We start from the raw sequence: 25,182 nt of genomic DNA, 5'->3' as shown, positions 1-25,182 counted from the left end.
CCCGGTACAAGGAGATCCGGAAGGTCCCTCTTCTGATCTTTGCAGCGTCGAGATCGACGACAAATCGATATGTGGGTGGCTTACCTACCACCGAGCGCTCAAACCCTTAATTCTCTCCGCACCGCGGAGAGAATTAAGCAATCTGTCTGGCGAGGCCCTCGCCTTTCGCGACGCTAAATGTAGGCGCTTGCAATTGAGATTCAGCACCGTTTGAGACAAAGCCGCCTCTCCGGCGGTCCCACCCGGATCGAAAGAACCTCCAAGCCCTCGGTGCCCGCGCCAAGCATACAGAAGCACCCCAGCGTAGCGCTTTGGCGCGATGTCCCGAAATGAAGGGTAACATAGCCCTTACTATGTTACCCTTCGCTTTTCTGGACGAATTGACCCGTTTCTGAGGGAACCTGGCGCTCACCCATGCCTGACAAGGCACACCGGGCGGCCGCCGACCATCGGCACGGTTTGTCGTGCGTCTACCCCGGACGAAGCCAAAGCCGACCAAACGGCGCACGCCGCAGGATGTGTATCAAACAACACGCTTTACGTACCGCTCTCGAATCCGCCCATGACGACCGCCGACGATCCTGACGTGCTCGATGTCGAGTTCCGCGAGCTGCCGGCCACGCCGCGCCGCGCGACCACGCCTGCTGCCCGCCGCAAGTCTCGCTCGCGCGCCGCACGCCGCGAAGCGGCCGCCGCGCGCCGAATCGGCCTGCAGCACCTTGCCTTCTTCCGCGGCTATCTGGAAGGACTGGATCTCGCCGAGCTGGCCGACCAGTACCTCGAATTTGGTCGCGACGCGCGCAAGGCGGCCGCCACCCGCACCTGGCTGGTCACGGCCTTCGTCGCCGCGGCCCGCAAGCGCCAGGACTTCGCGACCGCGCGCCTCCTTGCGATTCGTCCGGCCGCCCTTGCCGCGACGCCAGCGGCCGACGCGCCGGCGCAATCCACGCCATCGCTGGACGACTTCGCCGCCGAGCACGATCCGGACGGCTTCTATACCGAGAAAGAGCTGCTGGATCTGTTCGCCGCCCGGCACGCCGTCGCGAACACCGACGCCGGCGCGACCCTACGTCGGCAGCAGCGCAACGCCCGCCTGCGCGCGCGACAAATGGCGGCGCTCGAGGCGCTCGCGCGTCTGGTGGTCGAGGATCCACGCCCCGAGCACCACGTGCTCGGCTGGTTCGATACCGCCGTCGCGCTGCGTCTCGCCGACGTCGGCCTCACCACGATCGGCAAGCTGGTCGAGTCGATCAACGCGCTCGGCTACCGCTGGTACCGACGCGTGCCGCGCCTGGGCGAAGTCGGCGCGCGTCGCATCACCGCGTGGCTCGCACACTACGGGGACGTCTCCGGCCTGCAGCTCGCCGCCGGCGTGCAAATCCACCCGTCCGAGCGCACGCTGGCGGGACCGCAGCTGGCCGCGGCCGGTCCCGTCACTGCGATCGTGCCGCTCGAGCGCTTCTTGCTGCCGCCCGAGCTGGACGGCTCGCATGGCACGCACCGCAATCTCGTCAGGAACAACAGTCGCGCCAACAACGACCGCGAGGCGATTGATTTCTGGCTCGCCGACTACGAGAACCCACATACGCGCCAGCGCTACCGCACCGAAGCCGAGCGGCTGCTGCTGTGGGCGATCTTCGTGAAGCGCAAGGCGCTGTCGAGCCTCGACACCGATGATGCGCGCGACTACATCAACGGGTTCCTGGTCGATCCGCAGCCGGCCAGCCAATGGGTCATGACGGGCACCGCGCATCGCGGCGATTTGGGCTGGCGGCCGTTCCGTGGGCCGCTGTCGATCAAAAGCCGGCAGGATGCGCTGTCCGCGCTGAAGAAATTCTTCGGCGAGCTGGTCGACGCGCAGTATCTGGATCACAACGCATTCGCGAAGGTGCGCGTGTTCACTGGGTCGACACACGACGCCGCCGGCAACGAGCGGCGCGTCGCCGCGAAATCGCGTCTGCAGATCGAGCGCGGCCTGACCTCCGACGCCTGGCGCTTCGCGATGCGCGTCCTCGACGCGATGCCGGACACGGCCGCGGCGACACGCATGCGCTTCGTGCTGAGCTTTGCGTACAGCACCGGGCTGCGACGTGCCGAGTTGTGCGGGGCCTTCACGGACGACGTGCAGGAGCGTTACGCCGGCCCTGAGCTGGGCACGATTCGGTTGCTGCGCGTGGTTGGCAAGCGCGCGAAGGAGCGCTTTGTGCCGCTGGTGCCGGCGGTGCTGGATCTGATGGGCGACCATCTGGAATCGCGCGGGCTGCCGCGCGATCCCCTCGCCTGCCCTGCCGCCACCCCGTTGATCCCGGCGCTGCTGTCGAATGCCGAGATCGGCCGGATCCGGCGCGCGGCGAAGGCAAGCAAAACCGATCCAACGCCCGAACTCGCGGCGCGCGCGCGGCAAACCGGGCCGATCCATCCGATCCAGCTTTATAAGGCGGTTAGGCAGTTTTTTGCGATGGCGACAGCTGCCGCGCTCCGCGAAGACTCACCGCACGCGCGGGCTTTCAGCGCAGCCAGCCCGCACTGGCTGCGACACACTTTCGTGTCTCACGCGCTGGCCAATGGCATGAGTCTTGAAAGTGCGCGGAATTTCGCCGGTCACGATTCGCTCGACACCACATCGATCTATGCGACTGCGGAGCTTGGACGCCAATACCGAGAGGCTGAGACCTTCCTTAGACTAGCTGGAGCTTAGTGCAGCTCGGGTTATCAAAGTCGCTTGATGGGGAGTCGCCCAGAATTGGAAGAAGCTGCGACGCCAATATTACTGATCTGGCTGCCACTCTGAAGGTGATTGACGAAACACCAGCATCGGGAGCGATGACGTCCCACCGTCGACTTCTCCAAGATTAAGTTGGAGTTAGCTCCGTGTGAATTGTCGAACTACCAGATTATCTCCGACTTCCGCCCTTACAGGCCACCGATCTCCCAGATAATCCCGCACATTGCGATCGAGAGTACGCCGCGGCCATCTACGGGTGCGCGGCAGAAAATCAGTATATAAGGAAAACCAAAAACTTTGCACATGATCCCAAACGACGACGTATCACTTGCAATCCGCACAATTCCTTCCGCTGGCAAAGCAGTTCGTTGTCGCTTCCGTCGTGCAAGCTCGTGACAGTTTCAACGTAGAAACTCGAAGGGCCAGCGCCAGATAGCAATTGCCCCTGGTACCGCACCAAAGGCGTTGCCCGTAGTTTCAACGTAGAAACTTGGGCCGCGAGCATTCCGCGCGGTCAATATGCGAGCGATGGATGGGTTGCGGTCTGTAATCGCTTATCTCAGCCGGTTTTTAGTAACTGAATCCCTCCCATCGGTCCGAAAAGTCCTCTCCGACGCGCCTCGCATAGGCTTCCCCGCCGCAAAACGTTGCGTGCGCCCGCAGTACGCGATCGCAGTTTCTACGTAGAAACTGCCCGAAGGGAGGCAGCACAATGGGTGAGAAACTGCACGCGACTCAAAATATTGGACGCCAGCGACTGCCCGTTTACGTTCAATTCGCAGATTCCTCCACCACAAAGTCAGGCCACCAAAGACGCCGCTGGCCACACCCTAAGTTTCTACGTAGAAACTGCTCCGGGGCGGCGCACACCAAACTATAGTTTCAGCTGAGTCGTTGCTGCGATTCTAGAACCTCTCGAAATCACGTCGTTTTTCTTGATATTTTCCTGATGTCGTCCTAATATTCCCGGCAGCCGTTTGGCGCGCAGTTTCTACGTAGAAACTGGTCCTGTCCGAGCACTAGTTGCATGAGGAGAACGCATGGCCGCAAAAATTATTGCCGTCTTCAATCAGAAGGGAGGGTCGGGAAAAACGACGACCTCGACCAATATCGCAGGCGCCTTGGGCCTGCGAGGCCACCGGACCATGCTCGTCGACTTGGATGAGCAGGGCACCGCAACACTGTCAGTCGGCGCGGCGCCGGACGATCGACCGTACCCGGCGGCTATCTCGAACCTAGCGCTAAGTCCCCGGCCGGATCGGGAGATTGCAAAATACGTGAATGACTATGATTTTATCGTCATAGACTGTCCGCCCGCCATTAAATCGGCAGCGCCTTCGGTTGCCCTCCTCATTTCCGATCTGGGACTGATTCCCATCGCAGCATCGGGCGGCAATCTCTGGGCGGTTCAGGAGGCAAAAAAACTGGGGATGGAGGCCCAGATCCGCAACCCGGATCTTAAGCTCCGTTCTTTCGCGAACATGAACCAGAACGTCACGATCGTGAAGCAGATCTTTGAAGCTGCAGCTGGAGACGATGAGCTTCCCATGCTTAAAACGAAGCTCGGCTTCCGGACCGCATACAAGGAAGCTGAGGTATCTGGGGCTACAGTCCTTCAACTCCGCTCGGCCAAAGCGGCCCACAAAGAACTGAATGATCTTGTTGACGAAATTCTCGAAGTTCTTGAGGTGCAAGCATGAGCAAAAAGGACTTCTCTGCTGCGATTAATGCCGGCGTAAAGCGGGACAAAACAATGCGAGAGACGGCGACACCTTCGAGGTTCGACCGAGTGGATGAGGCATTGAGCGGTCGAAGCAGCCTGTTGGATCAGCCCACGGAGAACGTCGCTGCCCCGACAAGATCGTCTGCAGAAGCGTATTTGGCAAGCCTGGAACAAGCGGGGAAGGTGCAGGCGCGGTACATAACGATGCCAATAAGTCATATCGACGACAACCCGCTTAACAGTCGCACGATCTACAAAGAAGAGCTCATCGCCGCACGCGCAGCCTCAATGGCGCGAGATGGCCAACTCGTCCCTGTGCTCGCCGGACGCCACCCCGACTTTCCGGATCGCGCAATCTTGATCGACGGCCAGTTCCGAAAGCTTGGCGCGCTCAGGAATCGCTCCGAGACGCTGGATGTGAAGCTTCTCGAAGGCCTGGATCCGATCGATTTCTACCGCCTTGCGCGAGCCGCAAACAACGAGCGCGAGCAGGAAACCATTTTGGACGTCGCACTCGGGTACAAGAAGCTTCTCGATCAAGGTCATGCAAAATCGAATGACGAACTGGCAGTCTTGGTGGAGGAGGGCAAATCCAAGGTCAGCAAAATCCTCGCGCTCCTGGATCTGCCGCAATCCGTCCTGGACGTAATCGGTTCGCATCCCAAACAATTTGGCCTATCGACTAGCTACGAACTCACCCTGTTCCTAAAGGCATCGGACGAGAAGCGCACCTTGGCATTCGCGGAGCGCATTCGTGACGAGGAATTGCCGTTCCAGAAGGTGAAGGCTATCCGCGAAAGTCTCGAGAATGGCCGAGCCCCACGTAAGTCCCTTTCGCGACAGTACAAGGTGTCCACTGTTGACGGGGCCGAGATCGGTGCGATCAAGGAGTGGGGCGATGGGAAGGTCCGTCTGGACCTCGCTCTAGGCTCGGCCGAAAAAGCCGAGGCATACGTTGCCGCCTTCAAAAAGCTCCTTGCCGAAGACGGTCATCAACTGAAGTAGGGACGTGCGATACCTAGGTATGTCTGCCGGCTAGGCACCGCAGCTTAGCTGGCATTCACTCCGTGCCGTCCCCCAAAGCAATGTAGCGCGACGGAACTACTGCGGGACGGTCGCGCTTCAGCTTCCGGCAGTTGCCGCCGCACTGGATTCTTCAAAGGGCAACTCACCGTCCAGCGCCAGGCGGCTTTGCGGATTCTGGATAAACTTGAAATCGAGCGAATTCACAGCGCGACCAAGCTTCACCGGTGTCCAGGAAATCACAAGGTCTGCCTTTGCGTTCAGCTCGTTCACGGCGGTTTCAATTACCCGACGCTTGATGTCGGCAAAGCGGTACGTCGCAGGAATTTCAAGCACATGCCGGAAATCTTCCAACGTTATCAGGAGCCGGCCTCGATCCCGCTCGCGCATCAATAGTTCGAGGAGCCGCCACGAGTAAAGTGACTGTAGCCCTCGGGCAAACTCAAGTTGATACGAGACGAACCGCCGCTGCAACATGAAGATATGGGGCGTTAAATCCGGAGAGAAGGAAACCTCTGCCCATCCTTCTCGTTCGTGGTAAACCGCCTTCCACACCCAATTCAGTACTACCTTCCTCGGGCCATCCATATACGTCAGTTGGCGCTTTTGAAGGCTCGCACAGCCTTCCTTCAGTCCCTCATACGCAGCGGTTGCCTGCTTCTCACCCGACCGCGGAGCAAGTGCTGCAAGGGCGGCGAACTCGTCGGCTCGTACACGAACACTCACATAGCCGTTACCCTTACCATGCAAGTATGGTGACTTCTTGCTGTCTATGCATCGCAGCGCCGCCATCATGACTCGCTTCTCGTTGAGGGTCAGCCCTTGCTGCGCATTGACCAGCGCGCGACTCATGGCAACAGTGCCCCGCACTCGGCCGTCACCGTCCAGAGGCGGTTCGTCCAACGGCTCGATCTTGAGAGGCTCGATCTCAACGATCTCGACCTGAGCGGGCTCGGACTGGTTTTTTGCCTTTTTGTTCACAAAGGTGACCTTCAGCGGTGAGTGTCACAATTATAAGGTGACATGGCCAGGCTGCAAGTCACCGTTGTGGATAACGGTCGAAATTTGTCACTGCCGGCCCGGATTGTGTCTACTTAGGGTCGGATTGCGTCACCTCTAGGTCGGCAAACGTCACAGTTTCATTACTGTGACACCCGGCAAAGCCTTAACTGACAAGCCTGTGCGAGGCAGGGCACAGCGTTTACAAAAGGTTTTACAAACGGTTCTACAAACTGTCTTACAAAGAGCACCGTTAGAAAGTTGCTTCTATACAACAAAATCCACCCCTACACCGACCTCCGGCGTTCGCCGGACATCTGAAAAGTGACAATTTCCGACCCCAATGCGCCTGTCGCGCCCCCGAACCACTCTTGATTGGTCGCAAGCACATGTTTGCCAGCGCTAAAGGTGACGCTTTCCGACCTCAATGGCCGAAAGCTACTAAGTACTCACTCACCTTCAACCGAGCAAGCCCCTGTGCAAACCCTTAGCTTGGGTGCCGGGTCGGAAAACGTCACCTTTACTGCAAGCTAAGACAGTCACTCCTATAACGTGGGGCGGTTCGTCGTCAGAGAAGCTATCTCGCGGGTCGGAAAAAGTCATAGAACGGATGCGATCTTGGGTCGGAAAACGTCACTTTTGGCCCGAAGCCCAGCGTCCGAGAGGGGAACAGAGCGGCGGTCTAAGGTCGGAATATGTCACTTCTCAAAACATCAAAACGGGTCGGAATTTGTCACCATTGACGTCGCCCGCAAGTCGGATCGTGTCACCTTTCGGTGTAGCCCACCGGGTCGGAAAACGTCACTTTCGCGACCCGCGCGTCGGAAGGTCGGAATTTGTCACTGTTCGTGGTAAGTCAGCAGGTCGGAATTTGTCACCTTTGACGACGGTTGCCTCGGGTCGGGAAATGTCACCCCTCGACAGCCGTTGGGTCGGAAACCGTCACCATATGCTCTCGTGGCTTCTCTCGTTCCGGCAGTTTGCCGAAAGTACTGGGTCGGATAATGTCACCGATCGTATGGCAAGTGCTTCGAGGTCGGAATCTGTCACCCACCCGCAAAGCGTCGTCAGCGTCTTCGCGGAAGGACCGACGGAAGGAGAGTGTTCAACAGATCCTGCAGTAGAGGAATATGGGGAACCACGAGGTCGATATGACGCGCATCGATTCTGAGATGCCTACCGTTCGGACCTAGCGACAATCGAAGTTCGACACCGTCTTCGGCTTGAACTTTGCCCGTAGACAGGATCGATATCACTTTCGATGGAGCAAAGTTGGCGGGCACGGTTAGGGCCCTGCGCGTGACAATATCCTTACCAACTTCACGGATCAATTTCGTAGCGATTTCTGCTGTCCGGTATGAGATTTGGCATGGCCCGCCGAAAGAGGAGATCACTTCGGGAGGAAGTAGGGAGGCTTGGATAGACCGTGTGACCATGGCCTTCGACACGTTGAAGTCCGCAGCGAGCGTTGCTTGACTCGGCCAAAGCTGCTGATCCAACTGCTCCCGATAGAAATTGCCCAGTACTACGGGGGGAGAGCTCGCCCCGCGAAGATCGTCATGTCGCGCGATCGCGGCTGAGCGACCTCTCAGGATGGCTGTTTTGTCAGCGGCCGAACTATTACACGAATTGGAAAGGGTCATGGGAGCGGACGATCGTTGATCGTCAATTGTTGTTGTTTCTGAAAAATGCCTCTCAACCGGTTGAGGGGCGGCCCCGGGATTCCTCGAGCGAGGACTGGGTCAAGAATCGTGCGAAAACAATGATTTGCGAATGACCGCCGTTTCATCGGCCCCATAGTGAGGTGTGCAACGCGTGCAACGACAGTGCACTGATTCTATCGACGTAGTAGTAAACGCAAGACCGAAAAGCTCGCGATTTTCATAGGGCTTTTTGCCGTATGCCCCGCAACCGGTTGCGCGGCTTGGCGCCCGTGGCCGGCAATCCTAGCCGTCGCGAAAAGGTCGCTGAAATGACGGCTCTTTTCCCACGAGCCGTTGTCGCCTCGGCTGTTCCAATTGATCCGTACCAATTGGAACCCCGTGATGCGATTCCCTCGACTCTTTCCCCGTAGCAAGAAGCAGGTCGCCCTGTCGCCGGCGCCCGGCCACTACTCGAACGACGATCCCGAAAAGATCATCTTCGACCAGGGGACGCGTCTGCGCATCGAAGCCAATCACTGGAAGACCTTTTGCTTCATCCTCGCGATCATCGCAGGTGGCGCGGTGTACACCCGGCAACCGCCGCCGTCGGTTGTGCGCGCCTATGGTGTCTCGTCGGATGCCGGCGGGAATCCGTTGGTCAAGCAACTGGCCGCGTACAACCCCGACGATCAGGCGAAGCGCACGGCAATCAAACAGGACGTCGAGCACTGGTTCACGATCGAGCCGGTTCTCACCGACGACATTCGAACCTCGCGCCTCGCCAAGAACATCAACGCCGTCAAAGCCAAGATGGTCGGCAACGCGAAGAATCAGTTCGCGTCGTGGATCAGCGACGACAAACCGTTCGACCAGATCACGACCAATCCGAAGCTGGTCCGTGAACCGAAGGTCACCAACGTCTCGCTGCTGGAGGATTCGACCGTCGTCGTCGAATTCACGACCTCGACGCGTCAATCGCCGACAGACAAGCCTGTCGACGTCCGGTTTGCATTGACGATGCGTTACCAGATCATCCCCCCGACCGCGGAGGACGTGCTGGGCACGAATCCGTACGGGCTCTATTACCCGTTCTTCACCCTCCAGAAAACCGGCGCATGAAACGAACACGTTCCCTTCTCAGCTGGGGCGCGCTCGCGTTGATCGCAGCGTCGGTCAATGCGTTCGCTGCAAAGAGTGCGGCGAACCCTGTGTCGCCGATTCCCGGGTTCGATGTCGGCAGCATCATCGGCGACGCGATGAGCCCGGTGAATCCATACAACTCCGGCGCCGATCCCATCACCATGCCCGGCGATGCGCGCATGGCTGTCTTTCCGTACAGCCGCGACCAGATCTACCGCGTGATGACGGCCCCACTCAAGCTCACGACGATCGAGCTGGAGCGCGGTGAGAGCCTGATCAGCGAGCCGGCGATGGGCGACTCGGTCCAGTGGGTCATCGATACGGACGGCGCAAACCACGTGTACGTCAAGCCGACAAAGCCCGGCCTCGTCAACACCCTGCATCTGAGCACGAACAAGCGCGAGTACGAGCTGACGCTCGTCTCGTCACCGCTCGGCGGCCTGTTCTATCAGAACGTCCGCTTCAACTACCCGAACTCGCTGATGGCGAAAGTGCGCACGCGCGCGAATGCCGCGGGCGACGATCGTGATGCTGACCATGCTGGTCAAACGGATTCCGGGCCGATCGGCGTGCCGCCGGACAAGCTGAACTTCGAATACACAGTTTCTGGAACGAGCTCGCTCAAGCCCGAGACGGTCTTCGACGATGGCACGTTCATCTGGATCCGGATGCCGCCGCGTACCCCGTTCGCCGTGCCGACCATCAACGACGGTGGCGACATTGTTAGCCCGAACTTCATCCGCCGTGGGCCGTACATCGTCATTCAGCGACTGGCTGACGAAGTGAAGCTCACGCGACCGGGCGAGGAAGTGACGATCACGCGCGGCCGTCGCGGCCTGTTTGGGTTCTGAGGGCGTATGGCAAAGCAGATCGATCGGACCAGTCCGGAAGAGAAAGCCTTGTTCAAGGGCAAGGTGCCCCGCAACGTCATGATTGCGATCGGCGCGATTGCGGCCCTCGGCATCGGCTCGCTCGGCTTCTACACGCAGACCGTCGAAGCGAATAAGGCAGAGGCAGAAGCACTGAAAGCGAAGCGCGAACGAGCGGCCGAAGCGGTTGACAAGAGCAACGCCGACAAAGCTGACGTCGACAAGATCATCGAGCAGCAACAGGCCGAAGCACGTCGGCGCGCTGCGGAAGCCGCAGCCGCAGCTAGCGCGGCTGCAGCCGCGAACGCGAAGAAGCCGACGCTCTCGGCCGACGCCGTTTTGCCGAGCGCGAGTACCGCGGAGCTGAAGGCTGCGAACGACCAGGACAGTATCTACGTCTCTCCGATCTTCCGCGCGGGCGTCAAGGTCAAGGAAGGGCAGCCGCAGCAGCCGCAACTGCCGAACGGCATCATTTCGCCGCAACAGATGCTGCTCCAGCAGGCAGCGGCCCAGGATGCTGCGATGAAGGAAGCGACGGCGCAGGCTGCTCTGGCTTCGCGCGGCGGGCAAGCTGCGGGACCGATGACGACGCAGCAGCGCGACAACGCGTTCATGCACGACGTCGCGCAGCTGAGCGAAGGCGACAAGGATTTCGCGCAAACCGGATTTGTCGGCCAGTCGCGAGGCTGCACGCTGTCACCGCCAGCGAAGATTCCGGTTCTCTCGAACGAGGCGCTCAACTCCGATCGTCCTGGCACTGCGTCGCTGATCGTCGAAAGCGATGTGTATGCGAACAATGGCGACGGGCGTTGCCTGGTGATCCCGTGGGGCACCACGATCGTTGCGCCCTATAGCTCGGACATTCAGCCGGGGCAGGAGTCGATTCTCGTCGCCGGCGCGGAGATGCGGCTGCCGAACGGCAAGCACGTGCCGCTGTACGGCGCACAAGGTGCAGACGGCGATGGCACGGCCGGCTTCAGTGGTGACGTGAACAACCACTTCATCAAGATTTACTCGACCTCGTTCCTGACGGCCATCCTGGTTAAAGCATTCTCCAACAGCGACCAGAGCACGACGACTGGCCCGCTTGGCGTCACCACGGTGGGCAGCACGGGCGGTCAGATCGCGGCGCAAACCGCCCAGTCGGTGCTCGATCGGTACAAGAACATCCCGCCGACGATCTCGTCGAAGCCCGGCAAACGGCACTTCATGATGAAGATCAATCGCGACATGGTGCTCGAGCCGTACCGGGAGCCCCGATGATCAAACGCATAGCCTTCGCGGCCGTAGTGGCATTGGCGAGCGCAGCCGCGCATTCGGCGGTGATCGCGCAGGTGATCAGCCCGGTGAGCGTCGTCATTCAGGATGGCGCGGTGCGCCGCGTGGCAATGCTGCCGGGCAAGCCGGTCTATTACTGCGGACTCGACGCGTTCGTCGAATGGGCATCGCCGTTGATCGGCCAGCCCGTGCGCAGCTCGAGCGAAGCGGGCCTCACGGTCTCGATCGACGGCCGCGATGTCGCACTGGACGACCTTTTCATCGACCGCGGCTGGCTCCAGCCACCCGTGCTGGATGACGGTGCGCAGGCAGCCCTTGCGGAGCGGCGAGGTGGATGGGCGTGCTCGCGTGCGGTCGTCCCATTCGAGCTGCTGCACACCAACGTCGATCCCAAGATCCTCGCGGGCATCGCGCTGAATGAATCGAACTACCGCGGCCGTGCTTGGCCATGGACCCTGAACGTTGCAGGGCAGGGCTTCTTCTTCAAGTCGCGCGAAGACGCCTACAAGGCGATCGAGACGCTGCTCGCGCGCGAGCGATGCGACTTCGACGTCGGCCTCATGCAGGTGAACTGGTGCTACCACGGCAAGCGCTTCGCCTCGGCATGGGACGCGCTCGCGCCAGCGACCAACGTCGCGGTCGCCGAGGCGATTCTGACCGAGAACTTTGCGCGAACTGACTCGGTGGCGAAGGCGGTTGCCTATTACCACAGCGCGAATCCCAATCCCGGTCGCTCGTACCTTGCCCGGTTCGTTCGACACCTTTCCCTGATCGAGGCAGGCCTGTGAAGCACACGACCAAGATTCTCGCGTGCGTCGCGTCGGCGATTGTGTGTGTGGCCGCATCGGCGGCGAACACGGACCCGTTCGATTTCGACTACGACATCCTCGGCGGCATCTCCGAGCGGCCGGCACTGATCTTCAACGACGGGGCAAAAACCTATATCCAGCCGCGGGCGGGCCAGGTCATCGTCGCCGAAGGGGGGCATACCGAAGGCCCGTACGTCGTCGTGGAAGGCACGCCGGCGTCGATCACGTACAAGGTCGGTGCCCATTCGGCCACAGCCCGCTGGAAGAAGGCGAACACCTTCATCGGCGGCACCGGCGCACTGGCTGCGATGAAGGACGATCAACCAGCCGGATTCGATGGCTTCACGAACCGATTGGTGTTGATCGGCACGCGCTCGGCGCTCGCTCCGGTCCGCGCGCTTCATGCGTCGATGCCGATTGGCAACGTGGTCAAGTCGCTCGTCCCGCAGGGCTGGACGGGTTCCGCGCAGAAGGACGTTGACCTGACGACCTCGGAGCTGTTCGCGACGCGCGACGGCGAGAACTGGATGCAGGCGCTCGATCGCTTGATGACGCAAACCGGGCTGTACGCAGATGTCGATTTCGGCGCGCGGCACGTGCGGCTGCATCGCGACCCGCCGAAGTCAGCGGCGTTGAACTATGCGTCGGCCGGCCCCGATGCCGACGAAGCCGGCCTGAATCGCGTCGTCGCGCGAGTCACGGCAGAACCGCCGCCGGTGTCGCAACTGGCTGAACGCTTTGGCGCTCAGGCGATCCGGGATGGCGACGACACGCATATGCAGATCCGCTTCACGGCGAAACCGGCGAAGGCCGTCACGTTCAAGACACCGGACGGGAAGACGTTGCGTACCAGCTGGGACGAGGCCAAGAGCGTGATGACGATCGACCGCGCCGAACGTTTCATTGTGTCCGATGCGACAAACCGCGTCGAGGTGACGCGGGACGCGAAGACGGTCTACGACTTCGATCAACCGAACCCGGCGAAGCTCGAAGCCGTGTTCGACCGGGAGGGCCGGACGTACTTCAAGTTCGCAGAATCGGTTGTGCGGGTCGGCGTGACGGATGCGCGAAACCTGGGTATCGGCGAGCAGAAGGGCCGCTACTTCATGTTTGAGGGCACCTCCGATCTGTTCACCGTGACCGCAGACGGCAACACGATTCACGTCAAGCGCCGTAAGGAAGTCGTCTATCGCGAAACGCCGGACGCAACGCTGCAGGCGAGCGGAGGGCCAACGTCGTGAAGCACATCGTATCGATCGTTGCCGCGATGATGGCGTTCGCCGTGCTGCCCGCTCGCGCAGATTGCCTTGATGACGCGGCCGCATTTCACCGTGTCAATCCGCGGCTGCTGCGTGTGATCGCGCAGCACGAATCGGGCATGCGGGCCAATGCGGTGAATCGGAACACGAACGGCAGCGAGGACATCGGGCTCATGCAGATCAACACGTCCTGGCTACCCACGTTGGCGCGCTACGGCATCCGTCGTGAGCATCTCTTCAACGGCTGCGTCAGTGCCTACGTCGGCGCGTGGATCCTCGCGTCGAACGTCCGCCGCTTCGGCCCGAACTGGAAGGCGGTCGGTGCCTACAACGCGGTTACGCCATCCAAGCAGCTCGTCTACGCCAGCGCGATCTATCGCCGCTTTATGCAACAGGGCCGGTAACCATGCAGAAGACACATTCGAATCTGGCGCGGATGCGCGCGCTTGTTGCGGCGGGGCTGGCCGTGTTGCATATCGCGGCCCACGCTGCGGCCGATCCCGCCGCGAAGTCCATCGATGCGGACGGCTGGCAGGTGCTCGCCTCTGCGCCGAAGACGCAACCGGCTGCTGTAGAGAATTCGAGGCAGTCACAGCTGCAGCCAGCACCGATCTCCGCGCCGACGAGCATGGCAGCGGCCCCGTCTACCGACGTCGCCGCTGTCGTGTTGCCGGGCGCGGGTGCGCCGGCCGCGAGCGGCACGCTGACGTTCTCAGTGACGCCGGCAGACGTGAATCTGCGCGATGCGCTCGACCGCTGGCTGCAGCAGCAGGGCTGGCAGCTCGCCTGGAAGATTGACGACGACCTGCCGCTCGAGTTCAACGCGTCCTTCACGGGCGACTTCACCTCCGTCCTGCAGCAGGTGATGAAGGCGACCAATCACATGCGCACGCCGACGCGCGCGTGCCGCCACTCGAACAACGTCATCCGCGTGATCGCACGCGCGGGCAACTGCCAGGACTGAGAACCATGCGTGTTCACCTTTTGAAATCCGCTGTCGCGATCGCAGCTGCGCTGATGGCCGCAGGCTGCGCCGTGACGCAGCAGGACGTCAACGACAGCTACGACGCTGCACACCGTACCATCTCGGACGCGCTTGGGAAGGGGCCCGCGCCGATGGCGCTCGTCGAGGACGTGCCGACCGCGTTTCTGGGTGACCGGCTGGTGCCGCTCGCGTACGAAGCGACGCTGCCGGCCGTATTCCGCGACAAGACGGTCACGCTTCCCGCGAACCTCGGCATCAAGCAGATCGCGACGTTGATTTCGACCGCGACGGGCTACCCGGTGCATCTGAGCCCGGACGTATTCGTGCCACGCGACTCGCTGGTGCCGGGCCAAACGGAGTCGAAGGGGCAGAACAATACCGCGAGAACCGAAGAGCCGGTCTACCGCCAGGCATTCACGGGCCGGTCCGGTACGTACATGAAGAACATGACGACCGACCTGGGTCTCGACTGGTCGTTCGATGGCAGCACGATCAACGTGAGTCGGTTCGTCACGCGCATGTACCAGATCGCCGCGATCCCCGGCAAGGTGTCGATCAAATCGACGATGAGCAAGGGCATGGACACGTCGACCGGCAATCAGTCGGGTAGCGGCGGTGGCGGTAGCTCCGGCGGCAACACGGGTTCGTTCTCGGCGCAGACATCGACGGGGCGCGAAGGCGACTTCGATCAGATCGCCGCGATCACGGCCGAAATTGAGAAGCTCAAATCGCCCATGGGCAGGGTGAGCGTGAACCCGCAGAGCCGACTCGTGATGGTGTACGACACCAAGGAAGCGGCCGACAACATCGGGAAGCTGCTGAAGCACGAAAACGCGATCTCGACGCGTCAGGTGGCCATCACGGTCCGCACGATCCAGATCGCGTTGAACCGAGGCAGCCAGGCGGGCATGAACGCGGACGTTGTCTTCAATGCGATGCATGCCGGCCTCGCGCGCTACGCGATCAGCTTCTCCTCACCGACGTCGCTTGCCACGGGTGGCGGCTCGGTCGGTGTCTCCGTGTTGCGCCCGGACGCGCCGTTCTCTGGAACCAATGCGGTCGTGAATGCGTTGAACCAGTACGGTCGAACGGTGCAGGACAACACGATGACCAAGATGACGCTCAACGGCCTGCCGGTCTCGGTTGCGTCGTTCAAGAGCGACGACTACCTGCGATCGACCACGCCGTCGTCCGGCTCGCTGACGGCGACGTCCGGCGGTGTGCCGGGTCTGACGCCGGGCACCATCACCACGGGCGATTTCGTGAACGTCCTGCCCGCGGTCAACGATCACAACCAGATCGTCCTCGCGTACTGGGCGGACAGCTCGAAACTCAACGGTCCGTTTACGAGCGCGGGCGCTGGGTCTGGTCAGACTCAGCAGCAGATCCAGCTCGCACATACGGTTGGCACGAAGGACGACCAGACGATTGCACTGTCGGACGGTCAGACCATCGTCCTGTATGGCGCGATCACGGATCAGGCCGACAGCACGACGAATACCGGCATCGCAGGCATCACGGGTAGCTGGAACAAGGCGAAGACGTTCCAGATCATCATGCTGAAGGCGACGGTCGTCCCGTCGATGTGATCATGATGCACATCACGGAACCCCTGCCGACCGACAAGCGCGCACGCCTTGTGTTCGGCATCGACTGGCGGGCCTACCCGGTAAAGGGCGGAAAGGCCGAACGCCGGCGCTATGCGGATGCCTTCGGCGCGACGCACTACGTCGAGTTCAAAGTTGGTACCGACCTGATCGGCGGCTTTGCGATGCCGGATACCCCCGACGTGAAAGGTTCTCGCCTGTACTCGGGTGCGGCGCGCGTAGCCCTCCATGAGCGCATCAAGAGCCGCGCCGCGGCGCTGGTCCTGCTGCAGGACGGCGCACGCATCTACCTGATCTTCGTGGTGCGCGGCGCGGTGCGAAACGACGAAGTGCTGTCCCCCGAGGCGGCGCAATCGCGGCGTTTGGAGATCGAGCAGGAATGCCTGAGAGGCAATCTGAAGCTCGACACGCTCGGTACGGGCGATCGGATCGGCGACGTTGATGAGCCGTTCCAGGCGAGCGAGCTGCTCGCGAACGGCAAGGTCGGTCGCGTCACGAAGCTTCCGATGTCCGTGCCGACCCTCGTTCCGGTCATCGCGATCGTGGTCGGCGGGTTGTTCGGCGTTCCCAAGCTGATGGATGTGCTGTCTCCGCCTCCGCCGCCTCCCCGTGCTCCAACTTTCGCCGAACGGTACGCGACGGCGGTTCAAGAGGCGTTCGCGCGCGTGCAACCGCGAGCATCCGAACTCGCGCCTGCGTTGCTCGCGGCTGTTGGTGGTAAGGAATCGGTCATCAAGGGGTGGCTGTTCCAGGAGGCGACCTGTCCGTCGTCCGGGTTCTGCACGATGAAGTTCCGCCGGAATGGGGGGACCTTCGCTGGGTTCGCACAGGCAGCGACTGCGGACATGCGTCCGGTGACGTTCGCGCGTGACGGCCTTTCGCTCGAGTGGCGAGGTCCGGCTGTTCCGAAGGTCGCGTCCCTGAAGGAGAGTGAGTCGAAGAGTTGGCCCGCTTTGCAGGCGTTCATCGACATGCTCCAGACGCCACCGCAACGCATGTCGTCCAAGACCCTGGAGCTTCGCGCCTATGGCTACGTCGTCACGCTCGATGAACCGCGGTCTCTGATTGCGGCGCCTGGTGCCGTTGGAGGAGGGCGGATCGGGCCGTTGCTCAAACAGGGCGGCTGGACGATCGAAGGTTTTCGCTGGCAATCACCGCTGCTCGCCAAGCTGCCGCCGAACATGACGATCGAATCGCTGACGGTCGACCTGCGTCTTAATGAAGGTGCGACAGCGACCCCCAACAGGGAAACGGGCGAATCGTCGTATGGCGTTCACTTCACCGCGAAGGGTAAATACTATGTTTTCGATTAAGCACGCACTCATCGCGGCGGGCGTTGGGATTGCCGCGTCCGCTCATGCCGGACCCGTTGGCGCCAGCCTGTCGATCGACGACATTGACCAACTGGCGCGCGCGAATCTTGCCCGCCAACTGGGTGGGGGTGCGCCCGGCGTTGGTATGTTGCCGCCCGGTGCCATGTCGCAGCCGCAGCCGGGCATCGTCGCGAGCGGAGTGACAGGCGACGCTCAGCCGAAACCGGTAGAGAAACCGCTCCGCCCGCCGCGTGCGCATGCCGAGCCGGTTTCGTTCCTCGGTGCGTTCAACGACGAAACCGGAGCCCATGTCCTGTACTCGTTCCGCGATGCGATCTACCCGGCGCGGGTCGGTGCAACGTTGCTCAACGGCTGGAGCGTCAAGAGCGTCGACGGCTACGCGGTCACGGTGGCCGAAGGCAAGCGGACGTGGAAAGAGCCGATTCGCGGCGCCGCGCCGCTCCAGTCGCCGGCGACGAACGCCGTTCGTTCGCTCGTGGATCTGGGTTCGCCGTTGCCAGCCGGCGCACCGTTGCCGGGTATCCCGCTCGGAGGCACGCAATGAGCCTCTTTGCGGAGATGGAGTCGCAGGAGCCGGAGAAGCGCGGTTTGTTCGGCCGGCTCAAGGCATTCAAAGCGGGCTTTACCGATAGCTCGTCGAGTGCGATGCCGATCGTCGGTCGAGAGCCGGTGGACGGCGGCGAATCAGCCGTTGAAGTCGATCGCCCGCGCGAGCCGCGTTTCAAGACGACGAGCAAACCGGTGAACCCGCGGCAGGCCAATCACGGTCAACCGATGACGATGGGCATGATGCTGCGTCGCGCGCAGGATGAAATCGAAGACGTGTCGGTGTTCGAGGAGGACGTTGCGTCGCCGCGTGCTGTCGCCGCCGATGCTCCGCCGGCTCACGATGCTAGGAGTGCCACGCCCGACAACATGCGTACGACCGCGAGTTCCGATATTCCGCCTTCGACGGTCGAGATGAAGGCCGACACGGCAGTTTCGTCGGAACCCGAGGCGGGCCCGGCGGCTGCGCGGGCGGATGCCGCGGCGCATGAGGCAGCACGTGTGCCCGAGCGGTCCGAGTCGCAGGACGCCGACGCAGTGAATGGGCGCGAAGCCGCATCGTCGCGTCCGGCTGGATACGACGACCCGCCGACGGTGCGCCGAATCGGCACGGTCGTGACCGAGGCGCCGGAGGTTTCGATCGAGACGGGTCGGCCGCGTCTGGTGCATGCAGACGCGCTGACGTTCAAACGGGTGTTGTGCCAGCGCGATGAAAACGCTGCGCTGGCCGTCAGCGAATCGGCACGCCGCGAGTTCATTGCGGTCGAGCTGCAGGCAGGAATCTCGATCGTTGTGTCGACGCAGCGCTTCCACGAAAGCCAGTTGTACGCGACCTATCTGAAGGACCTCGCGCGCGCGGATATTTCCGTGCACGAAGAGATGGTCGCTGACGAGGAAGTGATTGCGGCGCTCTACAAATCGGAAAAGCAGCGGGCGACGTCGAACGTACCGGAGTCGTCCCGGGCCATCGGCGCGTTCCGGGATGTGATCGAGGCGGCGACGGCGTACGGCGCGGGAGACGTTCACTACGAGTACCGGGAATACGCAGAAGACGTCGAGCTGCGTTTGCGTGTCGACGGAGAAATGTATTCATACCGGAAGATGCCGAAGGCGCTGGTACGCCGGGCACTCTCGGCAACCTATCAGGACCTCGTTCAACGCAATACGAACTCTGGCGAGACGTTCCAGCCGTCGGCACCTCAGTCCGCGATGATTCCGCTCGTCGCGCATATGAACCTCGTCAATATCCGTTGGCAGAGTGCGCCGCTTGTCGGCGGGTTCGATGTCGCGCTGCGCTTGCTGGACGGCAACTTCAAACATGTGAAAGTGCTGCTTCCGCACGAGATGGGCCTGGAGGCGACCCAACTGGAGATCCTTGAGAGTCTCGGCAAGGTAACCGGCGGCGCCACGTTCCTGACCGGCGAAACCGGGTCAGCGAAGACGACGTTGCTGCGCGCGATGTCGTATCTCGTGCCGAATCGTGACCGCATCAAGCAGTTCGCGGTCAACGAGCCGTCTGAGGTTCCCGCGCCGTGGCTGTCGGACATTTCGATCCAGCGCCGGCCGAACGAAACGGAAGAGGACGCCAACCGAAAGATCGTCGAAGTCGTTCGCACGCTGATGCGAATGGATCCCGACGACCTGACGATCGGAGAAGTTCGCGACTCTGTCCTTGCCGGTCTGGTCGCCGAGCTCGCGCTGACCGGCCACCCGGTGCGCACGACGCTGCACGGAAACAGCATTCTCGGCGCGGTGATGCGATTGGTCGGTGGCCGGCTCAAGCTGCCGATGGACGAGGTGGCGTCCGGTAGTTTCCTGAATGCGGTCGGCAACCAGAAGTTGATCCCGGTTCTTTGCCCGCACTGCAAGCGACCGGCGCGCGACGTGCTGTCGCCGCAGCAGATCGCGACGCTCGAGCGTAAGTTCGGCCTGGACACGTCCGGCATGGCATGCCGGGACGAGGACGGGTGCGAGCACTGCCGCCGGCCGGGGCTTTTCACGCGTACTGGAAAAGTAGCGGCGGGCATCAAAGGGCAGACGCTCGCGATGGAACTGTACCGACCTTCGCCCGAGTTCCTCGAGCGTGTTTCCGTGCGTGATTGGCGGGGCGCCGAGCAGGTGTGGCGCAGCAGCCGGAAGAGCGATTTCGCAGACGCCGACATGACGGGCAAGACCGTCTACGAGCACGCGCTGTACAAGGCGTCGCGCGGCCTCATCGATCCGCGATTCATCGATGAGTCGATGTGCAGCTTCGACGCATATCGCGTGACCCCTGACGCGGATGGAGTGTTGCCATCGTGATCAAGTCGCTCATCTACTCCGTCTTCGTGGTACTTCCGGCGAAAGAGCGACTGCGCCTTGCAACGCTTCGATTCCGGGCAATGCGTGAAATGTTCTTCCGGGAGACTCGTCTCGATATCGCCAAGAAGGGGCTGCGCAACAGCGAGACCTTGCTCGAACGGCTGACGACGCTCGAGGTGCGCCATCGCTCGCGGAAAAGCTTCTCGTGGCCGGTGTTCCAGAAGATCGCCCAGCGTATGCGCGCCGGTGATGATTTTGCGACTGCGATCAAGCCGTCTATCCCGAACGACGAATTCGTGTTGCTCGAACTCGCGGGGCAGTCGCCCCGTGACGATGCCGCGATCCGAGGGCTGGAGCTGGCCGAGATGGCGGCGCATGCGAAGCGCGTGCTGTCGGCGACAACGTCGCTGCAGATGGCGTATCCGGCCTTCCTGCTGGTCTATCTCTATTCGTTTTGTGTGCTGTTCGGCGCGCACATTCTGCCGGCGACGCTGGACGTTAAGCCGCTTGAGAAGTGGTCGGCGTTCGGCCAGTTCATCTACGCGTTCGACACGTTTTGCGCCGACTACTGGTGGCTGACGTCCGCTGTCGTCGTGGGGTTGGTTGTGGGGTATTTCCAGACACTGAAGCATTGGACGGGCGAGTTTCGGAACCGCGTCGACGCAATGCCGCTGATGTGGCGCAATCGCCGGGATCTGCGTGCGGCATTGCTGATCGTGTCGTTGGCGGGCTTGTTCGACTCGGGCCTCACCCTGCGCGCTGCCCTCGACAAACTCACCAAGTCGGCTGACCCGTGGATGCGTTGGCATCTGCGCCGGATGAGCGCGCGGCTGACTGCGAACCCCGACCAACCGATGCTCGCACTCGATACCGGGATCTTCTCGGAAACCACCATCGACATTCTGACCGACGCGGCCGGCCGGGACCAGTTTGTCGAGGCGGTGAAGGATCTTGGGCAGACGTCGCTCGAGCGTGTCGTCGAGGCGGTCCGACGAAACGCAAAGATCACGCACTACGTGCTACTCGCTGGCGCGGTGCTGGCGTTCCTTGTATTCGGCCTGGGATCGTATCTCGCAACGGGTGCTGTCGCTTTCGATAGCGCGCCGACCTCTATCAACCAGAATTTCTAGGAGCCAACGACATGAACGAACACAACAAACAGCAGCCGCGCAAGCGTCCCTACATCGGGAAGGGCCGTCGCAAGCAGAAAGGGGAGCTGTCGCTGGTCGAGGCCGCGGGCGTGATGGCGGGCGGCGCACTGATCGCGCTTCTCGTCTACATGGGCTGGGGATACGTGATGGACCGTATTCATGCGATGCAGTTCAAGAGCGAGGCGCAGTACTTCCGGAGCGGGATTCAGGACGCGACCGCGAGCGAGATCGACTTCTCGTCCGTCACGATGCAGTCGCTTACGCAGGGGCGAGCATTCGATACCGCGGGTCGACGCCTGAACAAGACGTCAGGTGCCTTGACGGGACTCTTCGGCGGGAGCGTTTCAGCAGCGCCTGCAACGGTGACGGCAACGAATGACGCGGTTGCCGTAACGTATCCCGTGCCGGCGACAGTTTGTGCGCTTTCGGCCGATACGGTCTCAGCGGCGTACACGATGGTCAAGGTGAACAACACGACGATCTCGAGTCCGACGACCGCCTATAGCTCGGCCGCTGCGAACACGGCGTGCTCATCGGCGGGCGCGACCGCCAGCATTGTGATGTACGCGACGAAGAGCAACTAAGGACAGACCGATGCTCAGCATTATTGAAGTCGTGGTCGTGCTGGTCGCTGCAGGGCTCATGACATTGCAAGCCATCCAGCGTGACGTCGAGACGCGCCGGCATGACGTGCTGAGCGTCGAAGGCAAGAACCAGGCGGCGATCAACACTGCTTTGTCGAACTGGGTGACGGACAAGTACGGCACGTTGGTGGCACAGATGGTTGGCGGGAAGTCCACGCCGATCACACCGCCGACGTTCGCCGAACTGCGCGCTGGTCAATACCTGAAGGCGGACTACGCGGCCGGGCCGTTCTGGGGCGGCTCCTACATGATCCAGATGAGCGTTGGTCCGGACGACTGCGGCACCAGCACGACGTCGTGCAAGGTCAGCTACGTCTTCTATTCGTCGCAGCCCGTAACGAGGCGCGGAACTCCGGACGTGGCCGGCGCGGGGGTAGTCGCGCAAGCAGCTGGCACGGGATTCGGGTTCTCGACGAGTCAGAACCCGGCGACGATCAAGGGGCTGAATGGTTCTTGGACTGCGACGAATCCCGTTCCCGGCGCGCCGGCCGGCATCGTGATGGCAACGAACGGCCCGTCATCGGACGGGAATGCCGTTTTCATCCGGCGCGACGGTTCGCTGAAATGGACGGGCAGCCAGGACGTCAACGGTGTCGATTTGCACAACGTCGGCAACATCGACGCGACCGGAACGATCGCCGCGCCGACGCTTGCTGCGTCGAACGTTGCGGTCAGCAACGCGGTGCGAAGCCCGGGGACGCTGGTCGTGCAGAACGCGGATGGGTCTGCGCCGGCGCCGATCTCGACAGGCGACAGCACCGTGAATGGCCAGCTGCAGGTGACGCAGACGATCACACCGGGTGCGGTTGCAACGCCGCGCGCGTGGTGTCCGACAAATGGCGCGATGGCACAAAACAGCGACGGTCGTGGGCAGATGCTGTCGTGTCAGGATCACGCCTGGTTACCGATTGGTGGGCCAGCGCTCCGGCACGGGTACTTCATGGTCCAGAACGGTTGGGGCGTTCCGGCGCCGAATTGCGCTACCGGTGGGACGCCGCAAATCGTCTTCAGTCCGGTGAGCTTCTACGTAAATCCGACGGCGACCGTTAATGTTTCCGCTTCGGGCAGCGGACCCTGGACCGTGTTCATTACCGACGGCAACGGTAACGGGATCAGCGGTACAGCCGTCGTCGAAACTTATTGTTCGTATTGAGGGAGAGGTAAGTGAAAAGCTGGATGAAGTGGGCATTGGCAGCGCTGATGTCCGTCGCTGCGAGCAGCGCATTTGCTGACGGATCGTGCCAGCCGGGGTTCGGTCTTCGGTCGTATCCGTTCTACGACAAGGCCGGTGCATATATCGGAATGCGGCAGGCATGCGCGCCGATCCCTTGCACCCCGGGCTATCAGGATTCCACGTGCGCGGCTCCGTTGCGTAACGGGGCGATTCCGCAGCCGCAGTGTCAAACAGGCGCGGGCTGGACGACCGTGGTCTCCTCAGTTTGGCAGGGGGCCCGATGGTCTGAACCACAGTGCAGTTATGCGGCTCAGCCGCAGTGTCCGGCAGGCTTTGACACCTCTGTGCCGTCGTCCTGGACCGGCTCAAGTTGGACTCAGCCAGGATGCACCAAAATTACCCCGCCGCCTCCTGTAGTTGTCGATCCAAATCAGGTCTGCACGGCCGTAGCGAATGGCTATAGGATGAGCGATGCAGATAAGACGAATTTTTATAACCAAGACGGGCAAATAACGCAGAACGCCCCGTTCCGAGTCAGTAACCAGTGGAGGGACTGGACCAGCATACCCGGCAAGAACCCTAACTACCCATATGGCGGCGGCTTCAGCGCGGATCGGTATGTGGTTTTCTATGGCGGATTGACCGGCCCGTGGTACTTGTATCAGCTCGCATGCCACCAGAGCAACACGTGGGAAGCGTTCTGCTATGTGAATCGGTCGACGGGGAGCGTCGATAACTTCTGGATCAATCCGACCGGTGCACCCAACGGCCAATGCAACCACTAGGCTCAGTGTTCGACAAATAGAAAGCGCCCGAGAGGGCGCTTTTTCGTTGGAGCCGAAGGCTTGTTATACGCTTACGCTCCGGTCGTGAAGCTGAAGCTTCGAGAGAAAGCTGTCCCGTTCACTGTACCGTTGAGCGTCACGTTGTAGGTGGTGTTGGGCTGCAACGGGGAAGTCGGATAGGCTACAGCTTGGTACTTGCCAACGAGTTTATTCGGATCAGAGTCGGAATTCAGCACCTGAATTGCGACTGCTCCCGAAGATCCGGTTACCGATGCCGATTGCAAAACGATTACGTCGGTGAGGTTCCCCATCACCGTGATTGGCGTGCCCCAACCGGACGAAGACACGCTCGGAGGGGTAGGGACTTCGCCGATGCCACGGTAGGGAACGCCCGTTACGCCATCGCACGGAAACGTCTTCGGGCCACCCTGGAGCGTTTGCGCTTTGGCGCTATACATGCTGACCGATTGCCACGACTCAGTAAATGTGTAGGATCCGGAGGTGGTCTGCGTTTCCGATTCGCCAAAGCCCGCGAGATCAACCGGGAAGGTCGCTACGACGGCGTGATATGCGCCCCCTAAGAGAGAGTCGACAAACTGCTGACCGGCAACAGTAGCGTTGAAATTGGTAGTGAAGACAGCGTTCGCTCCGCTCGCCCCGATTCCGATCACGCCCACTGGAAATCCTGCGGCGACTGCCCGATCTGCATAGGTTGCGCCAGTGTACCCAGCATTGCCCGACACCTCACTATCCGTAACCGCGTTGTTGAGGCCGATGTACTTGGCATGTGCCTGCGCAGCTTGGTCAAGCACGGTGTTTTGCTTGAGCGCGGGAAACCCGCATTGCGTGCGGTACTGATTCAGCATATTCAGCGCCGCGAGCTGCGCGCTGCCGGCCGCATATTGCGGGCTGTCGACCGTGCCCGGGACCGTCGTCGACGGCGTGCCGGGGTTGGACGGATTCGGATTGTTGCCCGTCGAGCCGGTGTTCGTGCTGCCACCATCGCCACCGCCGCCGCATGCGGCGAGCGCGAGCAGCGATGCCGCTGCGAGTGCGGAAAGACTGATGGTCGTGATCTTCTTCATTTGTTGGTCCTCGTATTGTTGTTGGGCTCGCCCACCGCGAACCCTTGATTCCATCCTACCGACGTGGCCGCGAAGTCAAGTCCGCGTGGCCGACGGCCCAGT

19 protein-coding genes are annotated in these 25,182 nt (G+C 61.6%); 17 read left to right on the top strand and 2 right to left on the bottom strand.

Going from position 1 to position 25,182, the window contains the following annotated elements:
• Positions 1-562: 562 nt before the first annotated feature.
• The 3 genes from BSE24067_RS04455 (at position 563) to BSE24067_RS04445 (ending at position 5,453) form a co-directional block, all read left to right on the top strand.
• Positions 563-2,698 carry a phage integrase family protein gene (locus BSE24067_RS04455; protein WP_151062657.1) on the top strand — a complete coding sequence of 712 codons (2,136 nt, stop codon included), beginning with the start codon at positions 563-565 and terminating at the stop codon, positions 2,696-2,698.
• A gap of 1,067 nt (positions 2,699-3,765) precedes the next feature.
• Positions 3,766-4,425, top strand: a complete 660-nt coding sequence (locus BSE24067_RS04450) for an AAA family ATPase (protein WP_151062656.1) — start codon at positions 3,766-3,768, stop codon at positions 4,423-4,425.
• On the top strand, positions 4,422-5,453 hold the full coding sequence (locus BSE24067_RS04445; RefSeq protein WP_151062655.1) for a ParB/RepB/Spo0J family partition protein: 1,032 nt from the start codon (positions 4,422-4,424) through the stop codon (positions 5,451-5,453). Before BSE24067_RS04450 ends, BSE24067_RS04445 begins: the two co-directional genes overlap by 4 nt.
• A gap of 117 nt (positions 5,454-5,570) precedes the next feature.
• On the opposite strand, the gene BSE24067_RS04440 is transcribed toward BSE24067_RS04445, so the two are convergent.
• The gene (locus tag BSE24067_RS04440; RefSeq protein WP_151062654.1) at positions 5,571-6,452 is read right to left on the bottom strand and encodes a replication initiation protein; all 882 of its coding nucleotides are present in this window, start codon (positions 6,450-6,452) and stop codon (positions 5,571-5,573) included.
• Between the two features lie 2,063 nt (positions 6,453-8,515).
• On the opposite strand from BSE24067_RS04440, the gene BSE24067_RS04435 reads away from it, so the two are divergent.
• The 14 genes from BSE24067_RS04435 to BSE24067_RS04370 are packed head-to-tail and all read left to right on the top strand — an operon-like array spanning position 8,516 to position 23,189.
• On the top strand, positions 8,516-9,232 hold the full coding sequence (locus tag BSE24067_RS04435; RefSeq protein WP_062911797.1) for a VirB8 family type IV secretion system protein: 717 nt from the start codon (positions 8,516-8,518) through the stop codon (positions 9,230-9,232).
• Positions 9,229-10,104, top strand: coding sequence for a TrbG/VirB9 family P-type conjugative transfer protein (locus tag BSE24067_RS04430; protein ID WP_151062652.1), 876 nt, complete (start codon positions 9,229-9,231; stop codon positions 10,102-10,104). The genes BSE24067_RS04435 and BSE24067_RS04430 overlap by 4 nt, the downstream gene beginning before the upstream one ends.
• A gap of 6 nt (positions 10,105-10,110) precedes the next feature.
• The gene (locus BSE24067_RS04425; RefSeq protein ID WP_151062651.1) at positions 10,111-11,385 is read left to right on the top strand and encodes a TraB/TrbI/VirB10 family type IV secretion system protein; all 1,275 of its coding nucleotides are present in this window, start codon (positions 10,111-10,113) and stop codon (positions 11,383-11,385) included.
• Positions 11,382-12,188: a transglycosylase SLT domain-containing protein gene (locus tag BSE24067_RS04420; RefSeq protein WP_151062650.1), complete on the top strand. Its 807-nt coding sequence runs from the start codon at positions 11,382-11,384 to the stop codon at positions 12,186-12,188. The genes BSE24067_RS04425 and BSE24067_RS04420 overlap by 4 nt, the downstream gene beginning before the upstream one ends.
• Positions 12,185-13,450, top strand: a complete 1,266-nt coding sequence (locus BSE24067_RS04415; protein ID WP_151062649.1) for a TrbG/VirB9 family P-type conjugative transfer protein — start codon at positions 12,185-12,187, stop codon at positions 13,448-13,450. The genes BSE24067_RS04420 and BSE24067_RS04415 overlap by 4 nt, the downstream gene beginning before the upstream one ends.
• A 26-nt stretch (positions 13,451-13,476) precedes the next feature.
• Positions 13,477-13,872 (top strand): lytic transglycosylase domain-containing protein, encoded by a 396-nt coding sequence (locus BSE24067_RS04410; RefSeq protein WP_062911873.1) that lies wholly within the window; start codon positions 13,477-13,479, stop codon positions 13,870-13,872.
• A 2-nt stretch (positions 13,873-13,874) separates the two neighbouring features.
• On the top strand, positions 13,875-14,432 hold the full coding sequence (locus BSE24067_RS04405; RefSeq protein WP_151062648.1) for a toxin co-regulated pilus biosynthesis Q family protein: 558 nt from the start codon (positions 13,875-13,877) through the stop codon (positions 14,430-14,432).
• Positions 14,433-14,437: 5 nt separating this feature from the next.
• Positions 14,438-16,042: a type II secretory pathway protein gene (locus BSE24067_RS04400; protein ID WP_151062647.1), complete on the top strand. Its 1,605-nt coding sequence runs from the start codon at positions 14,438-14,440 to the stop codon at positions 16,040-16,042.
• A gap of 2 nt (positions 16,043-16,044) precedes the next feature.
• Complete coding sequence (locus BSE24067_RS04395; protein ID WP_151062646.1) at positions 16,045-17,373, top strand: type IV pilus inner membrane component PilO; 1,329 nt, start codon at positions 16,045-16,047, stop codon at positions 17,371-17,373.
• Positions 17,360-17,938 (top strand): hypothetical protein, encoded by a 579-nt coding sequence (locus BSE24067_RS04390; RefSeq protein ID WP_151062645.1) that lies wholly within the window; start codon positions 17,360-17,362, stop codon positions 17,936-17,938. Before BSE24067_RS04395 ends, BSE24067_RS04390 begins: the two co-directional genes overlap by 14 nt.
• Positions 17,935-20,241: an ATPase, T2SS/T4P/T4SS family gene (locus BSE24067_RS04385; RefSeq protein ID WP_151062644.1), complete on the top strand. Its 2,307-nt coding sequence runs from the start codon at positions 17,935-17,937 to the stop codon at positions 20,239-20,241. Before BSE24067_RS04390 ends, BSE24067_RS04385 begins: the two co-directional genes overlap by 4 nt.
• A complete protein-coding gene (locus BSE24067_RS04380) occupies positions 20,238-21,371 on the top strand; it encodes a type II secretion system F family protein (RefSeq protein WP_151062643.1) in 1,134 nt (377 codons plus the stop codon). The genes BSE24067_RS04385 and BSE24067_RS04380 overlap by 4 nt, the downstream gene beginning before the upstream one ends.
• A gap of 11 nt (positions 21,372-21,382) precedes the next feature.
• Positions 21,383-21,976: a type 4 pilus major pilin gene (locus BSE24067_RS04375; RefSeq protein WP_151062642.1), complete on the top strand. Its 594-nt coding sequence runs from the start codon at positions 21,383-21,385 to the stop codon at positions 21,974-21,976.
• Positions 21,977-21,986: 10 nt separating this feature from the next.
• Positions 21,987-23,189, top strand: coding sequence for a hypothetical protein (locus BSE24067_RS04370; protein WP_151062641.1), 1,203 nt, complete (start codon positions 21,987-21,989; stop codon positions 23,187-23,189).
• An 877-nt stretch (positions 23,190-24,066) separates the two neighbouring features.
• On the opposite strand, the gene BSE24067_RS04365 is transcribed toward BSE24067_RS04370, so the two are convergent.
• Positions 24,067-25,080 (bottom strand): CAP domain-containing protein, encoded by a 1,014-nt coding sequence (locus BSE24067_RS04365; protein ID WP_151062639.1) that lies wholly within the window; start codon positions 25,078-25,080, stop codon positions 24,067-24,069.
• Between the last annotated feature and the right edge of the window lie 102 nt (positions 25,081-25,182).

Origin of the sequence: Burkholderia latens (assembly GCF_902499045.1) — a bacterium.
Lineage (GTDB): Bacteria > Pseudomonadota > Gammaproteobacteria > Burkholderiales > Burkholderiaceae > Burkholderia > Burkholderia latens.
This window is presented reverse-complemented; position numbering and strand designations above follow the sequence as displayed.